This window comes from Bradyrhizobium sp. USDA 4532 (assembly GCF_024171315.1).
Lineage (GTDB): Bacteria > Pseudomonadota > Alphaproteobacteria > Rhizobiales > Xanthobacteraceae > Bradyrhizobium > Bradyrhizobium australafricanum.
The window spans coordinates 8358846-8373004 of the sequence record NZ_JALJZN010000001.1; the positions used below are offsets into that span (position 1 = coordinate 8358846).

The 14159-nt window shown below is 65.0% G+C and carries 13 protein-coding genes; 9 read left to right on the forward strand and 4 right to left on the reverse strand.

Going from position 1 to position 14159, the window contains the following annotated elements:
- Positions 1-203: 203 nt before the first annotated feature.
- Positions 204-1427: an acyltransferase gene (locus tag J2R76_RS38560; RefSeq protein WP_253625813.1), complete on the forward strand. Its 1224-nt coding sequence runs from the start codon at positions 204-206 to the stop codon at positions 1425-1427.
- 23 nt (positions 1428-1450) lie between these two features.
- Here J2R76_RS38560 and J2R76_RS38565 read toward each other — a convergent pair whose 3' ends face one another.
- Together J2R76_RS38565 and J2R76_RS38570 are read right to left on the reverse strand one after the other, a co-directional pair.
- The gene (locus J2R76_RS38565) at positions 1451-2233 is read right to left on the reverse strand and encodes a sulfite exporter TauE/SafE family protein (RefSeq protein WP_076824231.1); all 783 of its coding nucleotides are present in this window, start codon (positions 2231-2233) and stop codon (positions 1451-1453) included.
- A gap of 117 nt (positions 2234-2350) precedes the next feature.
- The gene (locus J2R76_RS38570) at positions 2351-3733 is read right to left on the reverse strand and encodes a TAXI family TRAP transporter solute-binding subunit (protein ID WP_168857512.1); all 1383 of its coding nucleotides are present in this window, start codon (positions 3731-3733) and stop codon (positions 2351-2353) included.
- A 138-nt stretch (positions 3734-3871) separates the two neighbouring features.
- On the opposite strand from J2R76_RS38570, the gene J2R76_RS38575 reads away from it, so the two are divergent.
- The 3 genes from J2R76_RS38575 to J2R76_RS38585 all read left to right on the forward strand — a co-directional run bounded on the left by J2R76_RS38575 (position 3872) and on the right by J2R76_RS38585 (position 6497).
- Positions 3872-4927, forward strand: a complete 1056-nt coding sequence (locus J2R76_RS38575) for a glycosyltransferase family 1 protein (protein ID WP_253625814.1) — start codon at positions 3872-3874, stop codon at positions 4925-4927.
- Between the two features lie 33 nt (positions 4928-4960).
- A complete protein-coding gene (locus J2R76_RS38580) occupies positions 4961-5650 on the forward strand; it encodes a methyltransferase domain-containing protein (RefSeq protein WP_057014960.1) in 690 nt (229 codons plus the stop codon).
- Positions 5651-5879: 229 nt separating this feature from the next.
- Positions 5880-6497, forward strand: a complete 618-nt coding sequence (locus J2R76_RS38585; RefSeq protein ID WP_057014961.1) for a hypothetical protein — start codon at positions 5880-5882, stop codon at positions 6495-6497.
- 399 nt (positions 6498-6896) lie between these two features.
- Here J2R76_RS38585 and J2R76_RS38590 read toward each other — a convergent pair whose 3' ends face one another.
- Positions 6897-8561, reverse strand: a complete 1665-nt coding sequence (locus J2R76_RS38590; protein ID WP_253625815.1) for an aminotransferase class III-fold pyridoxal phosphate-dependent enzyme — start codon at positions 8559-8561, stop codon at positions 6897-6899.
- Positions 8562-8595: 34 nt separating this feature from the next.
- Between J2R76_RS38590 and asd the strand changes: the two genes are divergently transcribed.
- Together asd and J2R76_RS38600 are read left to right on the forward strand one after the other, a co-directional pair.
- Complete coding sequence (gene asd, locus J2R76_RS38595; RefSeq protein WP_057014963.1) at positions 8596-9462, forward strand: archaetidylserine decarboxylase; 867 nt, start codon at positions 8596-8598, stop codon at positions 9460-9462.
- A gap of 122 nt (positions 9463-9584) precedes the next feature.
- Positions 9585-10385: an NUDIX hydrolase gene (locus J2R76_RS38600; protein ID WP_253625816.1), complete on the forward strand. Its 801-nt coding sequence runs from the start codon at positions 9585-9587 to the stop codon at positions 10383-10385.
- On the opposite strand, the gene J2R76_RS38605 is transcribed toward J2R76_RS38600, so the two are convergent.
- Positions 10386-12191: a winged helix-turn-helix domain-containing protein gene (locus J2R76_RS38605; protein WP_253625817.1), complete on the reverse strand. Its 1806-nt coding sequence runs from the start codon at positions 12189-12191 to the stop codon at positions 10386-10388. It lies immediately after the preceding gene.
- 163 nt (positions 12192-12354) lie between these two features.
- Between J2R76_RS38605 and J2R76_RS38610 the strand changes: the two genes are divergently transcribed.
- The 3 genes from J2R76_RS38610 (at position 12355) to J2R76_RS38620 (ending at position 14093) form a co-directional block, all read left to right on the forward strand.
- Entirely contained in the window at positions 12355-12660 is a 306-nt protein-coding gene (locus J2R76_RS38610) for a nickel-binding protein (RefSeq protein ID WP_057014965.1), read from the forward strand.
- A gap of 78 nt (positions 12661-12738) precedes the next feature.
- A complete protein-coding gene (locus J2R76_RS38615) occupies positions 12739-13146 on the forward strand; it encodes a hypothetical protein (RefSeq protein WP_253625818.1) in 408 nt (135 codons plus the stop codon).
- A gap of 119 nt (positions 13147-13265) precedes the next feature.
- A complete protein-coding gene (locus J2R76_RS38620) occupies positions 13266-14093 on the forward strand; it encodes a class I SAM-dependent methyltransferase (RefSeq protein ID WP_233475622.1) in 828 nt (275 codons plus the stop codon).
- Positions 14094-14159: the final 66 nt, after the last annotated feature.

Consider the following 14159-nt stretch of genomic DNA (forward strand, 5'->3'; position numbering starts at 1 on the left):
TTGGGTCAAAGCAGTACAGGTGAGGCGTTTCAGGACGTTTGCACGAAATCGCCAAAATGGTTTCGTGCCGTTAGGGAATTGTTTCGTGCGTGTTTCGTCGCACGGTTAAGGCCGGGTTGCCGGGAAGGGGGTGTCCCGCCGCAAGACAGTCTTCCTGGCACGGTGCTTGCTGTCCCAGCGCATTGTTTCGGAATGGAGTGGAAATGATGCTGGGGCACACGATCGGCAGCATGCTGGATCGGCAGAAGGGCTTCGGCCCCGGGTTCGATTTTCTCCGTATCGCACTGGCGATTTCCGTCGTCGCCGCCCACGCGCCCTATGTCGCGAGCGGCAGTGGCGACGGCGAGCAGGCGTGGATCGCCTGGTTTCCGCACTACGCCATTCTCGTGATGTTTTTCGCGCTGAGCGGCTTTCTGATCGCGGCGAGCGGCCTGCGGCTCTCCCTAAAGGAATTTCTCACCAATCGCGGCATGCGGATCATTCCGGCGCTTGCGGTCGAGATCGTGCTGTCGGCACTGATCCTCGGGCCGATCTTCACCGCGCTGCCGCTGTCGGACTATTTCGCCAATTTCGGCACCTACAAATACTTCACCAACATCATCGGCCTCGTGAACTACGTCCTGCCCGGCGTGTTCAGCGGAAATCCCGCGCCGGAGGTCAACAGCTCGCTGTGGACGGTGCCGTTCGAATATGGCTGCTACGCGCTGATGACAGTGTTCATCCTGTTCGGCCTGTTGCGCAAGCCGCCGCTCATCGTGCTCGGTGCGCTCGTGCTGGTCGGCATCGGCCTTGCGCTCGTACTCGCCGGGCATGGCGCGCAACCCTCGCAACTGCCCGCCGGGGTCGCCGGCACGCTGCATGACAGGATCTTCAGCACGGCGCCGTTCCTCGGACGCGGCGCGAAGCTGCCGGTCGCGTTCATGCTCGGCATCGCGATCTATCTCTATCGTGACCGCATTCCCTACAACGGATGGCTTCTCGCCGCGTGCTGCGCGCTCTGCGCGGGCGCCGCGCTGCTCGGTCCGGCGGACTGGATGAGCCAGCCGGTGCTCAATCTGCTGATCGCCCCGGCGCTGGTCTATATCACCGCCTATCTCGGCGTTTCGAAGCTGCCGCGGCTGCCGCTGATTTCGCGCGGCGACTATTCCTACGGCATCTATCTCTACGGCTTTCCGGTGCAGCAGGTGGTGCGGGTATGGCTGCCGCACGCGCCCGTGATCGTTCAGTTCGCGATTGCGCTGCTGCTGATCACGCTGTTCGCCGCGTTCTCCTGGCACTGGATCGAGAAGCCGATCCTGAAGCTGCGCAGCCGCTTCTCCTTCGTGGCGCGCGAGCGCCTTGCGCCGGACGACGCGGCCGCGCCGCGCCAGGACATTGCGCCTCTTGCCGTTGCCGCGAGCGCCGTCCGCAGCAGGCACTCCTCCTGACGAGGAGCCAGCACCTTCGCCGTTCAGGAGCTGAGATATCCGGCCGATCCGTCCCACAGCAGCTTGGCCGCGGTGATGACCAGAATGGCGTAGCAGGCGCGGTACAGCGCGCGCTGGTCGAGACGTTCGTGCAGCCGCCATCCGGCCCAGACGCCGACCGGCACCGCCGGCACGCAAAGCGCCATCAGCATCCACAGGCTGCGCGACGGCGTGGCGAGCACGAGCCACGGGCCGGCCTTCAAGAGGTTGCCGACCGTGAAGAACAGGCTGGTGGTGCCGGCGTAGAGCGCCTTCGGCATGCCGAGCGGCAGCAGATAGATCGCAAGCGGCGGCCCGCCCGAATGGGCCACCATCGTGGTGACGCCGGAGGACAGGCCGGCGAACGTCGCCTTGAACGTCGAGCGCGGACGCGGCTTGATCTCGCCGCCGCCGAGAAGCCACAGCGCGGCGAACACCAGCGTCACCACGCCCATCACGATCTCGACGGCATGCCGGTCGAGATCGCGCAGCACGAAATAGCCGAGGCCGATGCCGACGACGAGCGCCGGCAGCAGCATCGCGAGGTCGATGCGCGACCACGTGCTCGGGCGCCAGAACCGCAGCGCGGTGACGTCCATGACGACGAACAATGGTGCCAGCAGCGCGCCCGCCGCGATCGGGTCCATCGCCAGCGACAGCAGCGGGATGCCGACGATGGCAAAACCGCCGCCGAACGCGCCCTTCATGAAGGCGATCAGGAAGACGCCGGCGAAGGCAACCGCGAGCACGAAAGGTCCGGGCAGGTCAGCGACGATGGACGTGATCATGGTGTCGTGCGAAGCGTTGTGGTCATGTACTCAACATGGCCACGCGCGCCTGCATGCGCAATCCAAACATTGCTCTCGGTGCACATTGCTCTCGGTGCAATTCGGCGTGCACGCGGCCTAGCCGGCGCGCATCCGCGGCAGGCCCGGCTTGTCGCCGTTGATCACGGCGCGGCGGTCGGAGACGGCGTGATGGAATTGCTCGAGCGTCAGCCCGATCACCGAGAGATCGCCTTCCTCGATCGCGCCGTCGTCGTAGCAGTCGAGCGCCTCGCGCAACAGGGCATCCGCGTCGCCCTGCATGGCGGCGAGCTGTTCCGGCGTCTCGGCGCCGCGCACCTGCGAGATCAGGGTCAGCAGATTGTCGCGATGGGTGATGTAGTGCTCGCGCTCGTCGCGCTTCACGTAGTGGCGCAGCCAGGCGCCGGCCGAGCCGAGGCCGGAGAGCAGCAGGATGCCGCCCCAGATGTAGTCGGAGTATTTTTCGAGGAAGGTGCGCTCGGTGCCGTCGATATAGGCGGCCGCGCCCTGATGCGCCGGCAGCGCGGCGTCCTTGTCGGTGTCGGGCTTCTCGATCTTTGCCGCCGCCGGCAGATCGCGCGCGACCTGGAGGCGCAGCGTGAACAGCTGCCGGTCGAGCGCGCCGACGGTCGCCTCGCTCAGCGCATGCTGCGCGATGATGAGGTGATTGACGCTGACGGTCTCGACCTTGTCCTCGGGCCGCGCCGGCGACGAGGAGAAGATGCTGCCGGCGATCTCCTCGGACTCATAGCGCGGATGCTTCTGCGCGATTGCCTCCGAGACATCGACCGGGAGGAAGACCGGCTCGCCGCGCGCCGCCGCCGTCGCCGTAATCGCTTCCGCCGTTATCTTGCTGTCGAGCGGGCCGACGGTCATGTAGGCATCGAGCGAGGGGTCGCGCGCGAGGTCGGCGATCTTGTTGACGGCGAACTGGCTGACCGCGACCTTGTCGGGGTTGACGCCGGACTCGGTCAGGATCACCCGCAGTAGCGTGACGTTGGCCTGGGTGCTGCCGACCACACCGACCTTGTGGCCGGCGAGATCGTCGATGCTCTTGATCTTCGCGGACCGCCGCTTGCCTTTGGCGCCCGAGGGCGCCCACAGCACGACGACATTCTTGCGCAGGATCGCAACCGACTCGGCGCTCGCGGGCAGATCGAGGTCGCCGCGCACCACCGCGAGGTCGACCTTGTTCGCCGTGAACAGTGCGATGCTCTCGGCGGAGCCCTGCGTCGTGACCGGCTTCAGCCGCACCGAGCTGCCGTCGTGCGTAAAGACCTGGGCGAAGCCCTGGATCAGCTTGACGTCCTCGCTGCCGGTCGGGCCGACCGCGATCGCGAGCGTCACCGGACGCAGCGCGTAATACAGCGCGCCGGCGGCGAGGCCGAACACAAGCATGCCGGCCGCAAGGATCAGCAGCGACGAGTTTCGCCGCCTGAGCCTGCGGCGCTTGGCGCCGGGATTTTCACTCTGCTCTGACATCTGGCTGTCACGTTACACGAAAAACCGGCCGTTTGCCGTGAAAAACAACCTAACATTTCGATGACGTCATACGTTTGAAACATCCATGTCAGAACGTCGTGCGAGCAGAATCAAGATTAACGATTTGGATCTCCTGCAATGCGCATACTCGTTGCGACCGATGCCTGGCATCCGCAAGTCAACGGCGTGGTCCGGACGCTGACGTCGCTTGCGCGCAGCGCAGCCGGGCTCGGCGCCGAGATCGAATTCCTCACTCCCGACGGTTTCCGCTCGGTCGGCGTGCCGACCTATCCTGGCCTGCGCGTGGCGCTGCCGAACCGCCGCGAGATCGCGCGCCGGATCGAGGAGGCCGCGCCCGAGGCGATCCACATCGCGACCGAAGGGCCGATCGGCTGGGCGGTGCGCGGCTATTGCCAGCGCAACAAGCTCGCCTTCACCACATCCTATACAACGCGCTTCCCGGAATATGTTTCGGTTCGCACCGGAATTCCCGACAGCGTCGGCTACGCGGTGCTGCGCCACTTCCACGCCGCCGGGTCGATGACGATGGTCGCGACCGACTCGCTGCGCAGCGAGCTCGCCGAGCGCGGCTTCCGCAGGCTCGGCTTCTGGACCCGCGGCGTCGACACCAGGATCTTCAATCCGGACCAGCCGGCGGTGCTCGATCTGCCGCGGCCGATCTTCATGACCATGGGCCGCGTCGCGGTGGAGAAGAACCTCGACGCCTTCCTGTCGCTGGACCTGCCGGGCTCCAAGGTCGTGGTCGGCGACGGCCCGCAAAGGGCGGCATTGGAACAGAAATATCCCGACACGATTTTCCTCGGCGAGAAGAAGGGGCAGGATTTGACCTCGCACCTCGCCGCCGCCGACGTCTTCGTGTTCCCGAGCCTGACCGACACCTTCGGCGTCGTACAGCTCGAGGCGCTGGCCTGCGGCACGCCGGTCGCGGCATTCCCGGTCACCGGCCCGAAGGACGTCATCGCCAACCATCCGATCGGCGCGATCGACAACGACCTGCGCAGCGCCTGCCTGCGCGCGCTGACGATGTCGCGCGCCGACTGCCGCAATTTTGCGTTGGAGCGTTCCTGGGAAAACAGTGCGCGTCAGTTCATCGGCAATCTGGCCACGCTGCAGCCGAGCCGCGCGCCGCGGCCTGCCCGCCGCGTTGCCGGCCGCAGCGCGGTTCCGAATTAACAGCTCAATCGAACGAGAGACGAGAGACGATCTATGGCTGAAATCATCAAGCTGGGTGCCGACCGTTCCATGGACTTCGACCGCGAGACGGTCGAGCAGGCCTATGACCGCTGGGCGCCGATCTACGACCTCGTGTTTGGCGGTGTGTTCAGCAAGGGCCGGCAGGCCGCGATCCAGGCCACCAACAAGATCGGCGGCCGGGTGCTCGAGGTCGGCGTCGGCACCGGCATCTCGCTGCCGCTTTATAGCCCGAACGTCCGCATCTTCGGCACCGACATCTCGGAAGCGATGCTGGAGAAGGCCAAGAAGCGGGTCGCGGAGCGGGGCCTGAAGAATGTCGAGGGCCTCGCGGTGATGGACGCCGAGAAGCTCGAATTCCCCGACAATTCGTTCGACGTGGTGATGGCGCAGTACGTGCTGTCGGCGGTGCCGAACCCGGAAGCCGCGCTCGACGAGTTCGCCCGCGTGGTGCGTCCGGGCGGCGAACTGATCATCCTGACCCGCGTCAGCGCCGATGCCGGCGTGCGCCGCTTCATCGAGCAGAAGCTGCAGCCGGTGGTGCGCCCGCTCGGGTTCCGGACCGCCGAATTCGCCTGGTCGCGCTACACCAAATGGCTCGCCGGCGCGCGCGGCATGGAGCTCGCGGAGCGCCGCCTGATTCCGCCGCTCGGCCACTTCTCGCTGGTCCGCTTCCGCAAGGCGGATGTTGCCAAAGCCGCCTGAGGCGGCCCAGCCCGCCGCTCCTCCCGGGTGAGGTAGCGCACAGCGCGCCCGAAGCCGGGAGGCTACGATCTCCTTCGCCTGATCTCCGCAGATTTCGTCGGGATGAGGCGAGACCCTGCTCCGGTTGCGTCAAGGCGTCGCTCCGCATTGTCATATGTCATTATGATGATGTCACACGCGATACATCGAATCCCTGTAAATCCTGTTTCGAAAGATGTTGGGGGAACCAATGATCAAGAATTTCCTGCAAGAGCTGCGTACCCAGCGTTGGGATGACCATCGCTTCTACCATCACAGCCGGATCAACCAGAGCCTGCACTTCGTCAGCGCGCTGAGCTTCCTGTTCGCCTATGTGATGCTGTTCTTCGATCCGGTCGTGTCGGCGTTGGTCGGCTGGCTGGTCTCGATGACCTCGCGCCAGGCCGGTCACTTCTTCTTCGAGCCGAAGGGCTACGACCACGTCAACCAGGCGACCCACGAGCACAAGGAAGACATCAAGGTCGGCTACAATCTGCAACGCAAGGTCGTGCTGATGGCGATCTGGGCGCTGTCGCCGATGGTGCTGTACTTCGATCCGACGCTGTTCGGCCTGTTCAAGCCCTGGGTCACGATGGGCGACTTCACCCGCCAGGTGGCCAAGATCTGGCTCGTGGTCGGCATCGGCGGCCTCTTGTTCCGCACCATCCATTTGTTCTTCATCCGCGACGTCGAGACCGGCCTCGTCTGGATGACCAAGATCGTCACCGACCCGTTCAACGACCTGAAGCTCTATCACAAGGCGCCGCTGTTCCTGATGAAGGGCGAACTGATCGATCCGGGTCTCGAGAAGCACGTCAAGCACGCCTGATCGGTTGCGCTCAGAGTCTTCAAGCTGCGTCATGCCCGGGCTTGTCCCGGGCATCTACGTCTTAGGATTACGGCGGATCATCACTTGAGCGCCTTCGACCGCGCGTACACGTCACCTCGCCCCGCTTGCGGGGAGAGGTCGGATCGCGTCAGCGATCCGGGTGAGGGGGGCTCACCACGAGTCCGTCTGTCACCGATTTTGTGGATGCAGCCCCTCACCCCAGCCCTCTCCCCGCAAGAGCGGGGCGAGGGAGTAGGCGGGCCGCGCGTTGCCTCAGCACCTGAACTTCACGGTGACGACCCAAACGCCGTCATTCCGGGGCGATCGCGCCAGCGAGCGAACCCGGAATCTCGAGATTCCGGGTTCGATGCTGTGCATCGCCCCGGAATGACGGTGTGCTCAGCGGCCGAACCTCACGGCGACCATCTCCTTCAGGATCTGCCGCTTGATGTTCTTGTTGGTGAGGCCGGCCTTGTGCCACCACCAGCCGTCGCGCTTCATCTTCTCGGCTGCCGCAACGAAGCGGTCGCTGACCTCGGCGAAGTCGGCCTCGGTGTAGTTCAGGGTGAAGATCAGACGGCCGGTGCCGACCCAGCTCAGCGCCAGTCCCTCGGCCCGCAGATAGTATTGCAGCATCCAGTTGTAGCGCGACGGCTCGGTGTAATAGACGGTCCAGATCGACGAGATGTTGCCGACGCGAACCGGCAAGCCTTGCGCGGCGAGGCGGTCGTTGAGCGCCTTGGCACGGCCGTTCCAGGTCTCGTCCAGCCCGTTGTAGATCGAGCGGAAGTTCGGGCTGGCGAGCCGGCTCAGGAACTCGTCCATCGCCGTCATCACATAGGGATGCGAGTTGAAGGTACCGCGGGCGAAGCAGATGTCGGCCGGGCGGTCGTCGCGGAAGCGCCGCATCAAATCCTTGCGGCCGCACACCACGCCGACCGGAAGCCCGCCGGCCAGGCTCTTGCCGTAGGTCGCCATGTCGGCCTTGACGCCGAAATATTCCTGGGCGCCGCCGGCGGCGAGGCGGAAGCCGACGAACACCTCGTCGAAGATCAGGACGATGCCGCGTTCGGTGCACACCTCGCGCAGCTTCTTCAGCCATTCGGTGTAGGCGGCGCGGTCGTATTTGGAGGAGCGCGAGGAGTCGACCAGCGCGGAATCGCCGGGCGCGTTGGAATTGGGATGCAGCGCCTGCAGCGGGTTGACCAGCACACAGGCGATGTCGCTGCGCGTCCGCAGCACGTGCAGTGTCTTCTCCGACATGTCGGCGAGCGTGAAGGTCTCGTGCGGCGACACCGGGTTGCCGACGCCGGGCTGCACGTCGCCCCACCAGCCGTGATAGGCGCCGGCGAAGCGCACGAGGCGCTTCCGCTTGGTGTGGTAGCGCGCGAGCCGCACCGCCTGCATCACGGCCTCGGTGCCGGACATATGGAACGAGACCTCGTCGAGGCCGGACAGCTCGCAGAGCCGCTTGACGTTGTCGGCAATGACCGGGTGATAGGGGCCCAGCACGGGGCCGAGCGCGTGGGCGCGCTTCTCACCCTCGGCGATGCACTCCTTGTAAAAGTCGTTGCCGAAGATGTTGACGCCGTAGGAGCCGGTCAGGTCGTAGAAGACATTGCCGTCGACGTCGGTGACGGTGACGCCGCTGGAGGCCTCGACGAAGGCCGAGGTGCCGAGATGCTCGCGCACCAGGCGGCTGTACTGGAACGGCACGCGGTAGGTTTCGGTGAACTGCAGGTCGGAGATGCGCTCCGTGACCTCGGCGGTCAGCGCGCGGCCCTTGGGGTAGCGATCCCCGTAGAGGCCGGCGAGGCGGAAGAAGCCGTCCTGGCGCTGCATCGCGACGTCCTTCGGCGCGCCGTCGGAGCGGAAGAAATCGTCGATGTCGAATTCGTAGTGCGGGACCATCCGCGCGACCATCTTGGACATCTTGGAATGTCCGGTCAGCGAGCGGTGCTTGGCACGCGAGAGCGCGATGCGGGCCTGAATTTTGGGGAAAGCTGCGGCGGCGCCGGCAAGCGCGGCGGCGGACAGCGAGAGAATCGGAAGGGATGTTTCCATGACAGAAGCGCTAGCCTCAGCACCTAACAGATTCATGACAGTCAAGGGCCTGATCTCGGCATTCACCCAGCAGGAAGACCTCAATTTCCTGCTCACCAACCGGATTCCGCGGGCCGCGCTGACCCGCTTCATGGGCTGGTTCTCCAAGGTCGAGAACCCCCTGGTGCGCGACGCCTCGATCGCCTGCTGGAAGCTGTTCTCCGACCTCGATCTGTCGGAGGCCAAGAAGACCGAGTTCAGGAGCCTGCACGATTGCTTCACCCGCGAGCTCAAGCCCGGCCTGCGTCCGGCCGCTGCCGATCCTGCCATCATCGCGAGCCCGTCGGATGCGATCATCGGCGCGCATGGGCGGATCGAGGACGGGCAATTGTTCCAGGTCAAGGGCGCGCCCTATTCGCTGCTCGATCTGGTCGGCGATCCGGCGCTCGTGGAGCAGCACCGGAACGGCCGCTTCGTCACGCTGCGGCTGACCTCAAGCATGTACCACCGTTTCCACGCGCCCTATGATCTTGCCATCGACAAGGTGACGTTCATTCATGGCGACGTCTGGAACGTCAATCCGATCGCGCTGAAGCGGATCGAGCGGCTGTTCTGCAAGAACGAGCGCGCGGTGCTGCGCGCCAAGCTGCCAACCGGCGAGGCACTGACGCTGGTTCCGGTCGCGGCGATCCTTGTCGCCAGCCTCCGCCTGCATTTCCTCGATATCACGCTGAACGCGCAGTCGCGGGGCCTAGTGGATTTTTCCTGTAACGCGCATGTGAAGAAGGGCGATGAACTCGGCTGGTTCGAACACGGCTCGACGATCATCGTGCTGGCGCCCGGCAATTTCGAATTCCCTGACAACGTCGCGGAGGGAACGCGGATCAAATGCGGCGAGCCGCTGCTGCGGAAGCCTTTATAGCCTTGTTTCCATAGCGCTCATCGTTTGAGCATGAAAACCGGTTTCCACTTTTTCCGATCATGCTTTAGAGTAGCCGGGATCGTCGTGCGACGATCCTAAATCGCAAACCTGATGGACACGAGATGGCGCGGACGCCTGTTCTGGCGGCGGGAGGCATTGTGCTGCGGCGGGACGCACCGCAGCGCTTCGCCGTGGTGCGGCTGCGCAAGCGCAATGAATGGGTGTTGCCGAAAGGCAAGCTCGACGACGGCGAGACGCCGCGCGCCGCTGCCGAGCGCGAGGTGCTCGAGGAAACCGGCCATGACGTCGACGTGCACGAATTCCTCGGCACGCTGGTCTATGATTCAGGCGGCCGATCCAAGGTGGTGCATTACTGGCGCATGGATGCCGGCGGCAAGCCGGTGCGGGCGCTGATGAGCGACATCCGCGAGGTGGACTGGCTGCCGCTCGATGCGGCACTCGAGCGTCTGTCGCGCGGCTACGAGCGCGCGTTCCTGGAAAATGTCGGACCGATCGCGTTGCAGGCCGCGGCGCTCACCGAGCGCGAGCGGCGCGCGCGGGCGAGAGCCGTGGCCGCAGAGCGCCGGCGGATTCGCGAAGCCGCAGTGCCACAGGTCATCGACGAGCAGGAGGTCACCGACGCGCCTGATGTTGCCGATGCGGCTGCGCCGGCGGAGACGCCGGCCATCGATCAGCCGCCACTCGCGCAAAGCGAGCCCGATCCGCCGGCCATGGCGCCGCAAGACGTTCCGGTGGCCGCACCCGATGCAACTGCCGAGACCGAGCGTGGCGCCGAGACGGTCATCCCTGACCAAGCGCCGCCATTCGTGCACGAGGTCGTGCCGGCCGGCGCGGCACCTCAGCCCACGCCGCGCAAGAATCTGATCGAACGCGTGCGCGACTGGCTGCGCCGCGCGGCGTGATCACCCGCACATCTGACGTCGTGCCATTGGCTGCCAGGCCTCAATGTCACGCTGCAAGGCAAGACACTCGGCAAGACGCTTGGGCGAGCCCAGGTCACGGGCCAGAAGCTGTGCCGCATGAACTTCGGCCATGGCGCCGCGAACATCTCCATGCTCCAGCTGGAGGCTGGAGATCTGAAGCCGCAGCCGCACGATCTGGACCCGCCCCTCGATGCTGGACCACAGCTGGCGGGCGAGATGGAGATGCCGCATGGCTGTTTCATGGTCCTGCCGGGAAAGCGCGAGGATCGCCTGTGCTTCGTTGGTGAGCGCGCGGATCGAGGGCATCGGCCAGCGATCCGGACTTCCCGACAGTTCGCAGATCAATGCCTTCGCTCGAACGGTCCGATGCGTGTGCGCGGCAACCAGCGCCAGATGCGCGAGCAGGATTCCGCGTCGCTGCAGCGTCCACCAGGTCTTGCCGATCAGGCTCCGCTCGAGGCTTGCATAGGCGGCCTCCGCTTCCCCTCTTGCGAGCAGCAGCATGGCGCGGCCCGGCTCCGGACACCAGCCCAGCGTGTAAGCCCTGTCATAGGCTTCGAGCGCTGCGTCGTCATTGCCGATCGCCGCCTGAATATCGCCCAGCACCCGGTTGGCATCGCCAAGAGACCAGGGCGCATCGCTGGTCAGGCGTCCGAGCGCGTCCTGAATGCGCGACAGCGCTTCGTCGAGCGAGCCTCGGATGCCGAGCACCTCGGAGCGGTGCAGCTGGCACGAGCCCGTCAATTCCATGCCGCTGCCCGAGCAAAAGTTCTGGTAGCTCCGCGTCCACTGGTCGGCGCGTGCCCAATCTCCGAACATCCGGGCCGCCCAGAGGATGTTGCAATAGAGGTTGCCGCCCGTGATCGGGTCCAGATTGTTGCTGGACAGGGCAACCGCGGCGGCATGGTCCTGATCGGACAGTCCTCCGTGTGTGTCGCCGAGGCACAGCCGATAGAAGCCGCGATAGGCCAGGCTCAGCGCTTCGATATTGATCGCATCCTTGTATCTGACGGCGGTGTAGGCAGCGTCGGCCAACGCGAGTGCCTGTTCCGGCTCGCCATCGAAAGCAGCCAGTTTCGACTTCATCCATAACACCAGGGCCGTCGTCGGAGGATCGTCGAGCGTTGAAGCCCAATCTTCCGCCCGCGCGAGCCAGCCCTTTCCGATCGCGGCCTGGCCGCTTTCGAAATGCAAGGCCGAGAGCGCTATCGCGTCGACCGTGGCGCCAGCAGCGTCACCGGCCTGGCTGCGTGCGGCGACCGCGCGAACCAGAATCGGAATCGCTGCCGTGGCCCTGCCGAGGCACTGCAGGGCAAGCGCCCAATCGTGCAGATCTTCAGCGTTGAGCTGGCCGCTTTCATCCGCGCTCGCGAACAGGGTCGCTGCCTGCAACCACAATTGTCCGGTCGCTGCGCGTCGGGCGAGACCGATTGCACCGACGGTGCCATCGACTTGCTTTGGGTCGATGCGTTCCGGCTGCCGGATCTCGGACTCGAGGAAGAAGCGATAGCCTTTGCCCGGCAGATTTCGGATCGCGCCGTCCATGCCGCCGTTGCGCAGCGCGGCGCGCAACGCACTCACCGCCCGCTGCAGCGAGTTGTCTGTGACCGTCACATCCGGCCAGACGGCTTCGAGGAGTTCTTCCTTGGGGATGACCCGGTTGCGGTGTCGAACCAGATAAATCAGCAGATCGAACACACGCGGCTGCAATGGGACCTCTTGGCGCGCGCACAGCAACACGCGTCCAGCTTCATCAAGCTCGAACAGTCCAAATGAGAATGCCATGTGTATGAGTGCGGGCTCGGCGGAAAAGGTTCAGGCAAGGATCAGACAAAGATCAGGCAATGATCAGTCCGCGGTAAGGACAGTCGGCATCGACAGCGCCTATAGCTGATCATGGCTCGCTATGAGCGCCTGCCGTTCAATAGTTGCAACCGAGGAGATTTCGATGGAACTCTATGTCATTCGCCGTCCGAGCGCCTGGGCGAACATGAGCGAGCTGGAACTCGCCGGCGCAACGTCCGCAAGGGTCGGCGACGAGCAGATGCCGGACCGTGTCCGCTGGATCCGCAGCTATGTGGTGCACGAGGCGGATGGTCGCATCGGCACATTCTGCATATACGAGGCGCGTGACGGTGACTCGATCCGGGAGCATGCGCGCTGCGTCGGCATGCCGGGCGAGGAATTCTACAAGGTCGCGGCAACCGTGGTGGTGCGTGGTGATCCGGTCCAACCGCCCATTGCGGCCGAATGACGCCTGCGCGGCGTCGCATGGCGTATCCCGACCAAACCTGATCCGGAGCGCCATCACACTTCGATCAAGGAAACAATTATGTCGATTTCATTCATGGAATCCATTTCAAGTCCGGTACGAAGGCATTTTTCCTTCCTGCTTTTGCGGATCCGCCGGATCGTCAATCAATCGGTCGCAGGCATGCTCGCCCATCGCGAGCGGCAGGCCAGTCGCCTGATGCCGCGCGACGCCGGCGGCCAGTCGAAGGGCGCCGGGAACCGCTGCTCACGGCCGATCGGGCGAAGCGCGCTGCTCGGGCTGGTGATCGCGGGTTTGTCCTCGCCCGTGTTCACCCGAGCGGAGGAACCTGTCGTTCTGGCGCATCGTGCAGCTCCTGCGCAGCAGGCCGCCTCGACGCAGCGTAGCAGCCACGGCTGCAGGCATCGCTCGGACTGGAGCATAGTTGCCGCATCGACCATCCCGGTCCTGCTCGACCGCCGCACATAGCGCGCAGCACATTTGAAGTCATTGCACTGCTCGACGCCGTTTTTTGGCGCAACCCGCGGACTTTCGGCGAAGCCGGCGGCCTCGCCTCGAGCCGCACCACATTTTCAAAGGAGATGCACATGAACGTTCAGACCGAAATGCCGACTGTCGATCTCGCCGCCGTCAAGGCGCGCCAGCAAGCCACCTGGAGCTCGGGCGACTACGCGATCGTCGGCACCACGCTCCAGATCGTCGGCGAGATGCTCTGCGAGGCAGTCGACCTGCGCAGCAATCAGATGGTGCTCGACGTCGCCGCCGGCAACGGCAATGCGACGCTGGCTGCGGCGCGGCGCTTTGCCGACGTGGTCTCGACCGACTACGTCGCGGCGTTGCTCGAGCGCGGCCGCGAGCGGGCGGCGGCGGAGCGTCTGCCCATCACGTTCCAGGAAGCGGACGCGGAGAAGCTGCCGTTTGCCGATGCCAGCTTCGATGTCGTGCTGTCGACCTTCGGGGTCATGTTCACCGCCGATCAGCAGCAGGCGGCGAATGAACTGCGCCGCGTCTGCCGCATCGGCGGCAAGATCGGCCTCGCAAGCTGGACGCCGGAAGGTTTCATCGGCCAGCTGTTCAAGACCATCGGGAAGTATGTGCCGCCGGCGCCGGGCGTGAAGTCTCCCGCGCTGTGGGGCACCGAGGCGCATCTCGGCGCCTTGTTCGGCCCGCAGGCGACGCTCGATGCCAGGCGCAGGCACTTCAATTTCCGTTACAGGTCGCGCGAGCATTTCCTCGAGATCTTCCGCACCTATTACGGGCCCGTGCTGAAGGCGTTCGGGGCGATCGATCCGGTCAAGCAGCAATTGCTCGCCGCCGACATGTTCAGCCTGATGGACCAGTTCAATATCGCCAGGGACGGCACGCTGGTGATCCCGAGCGAATATCTGGAGGCCGTGATCACCAGGCGCGGCTGACCTGCCGCTCGGCATTGGTCGATCTGTGCATGGCGCCGGCGTAACTCGCCGGCGCCATTCGCTCGT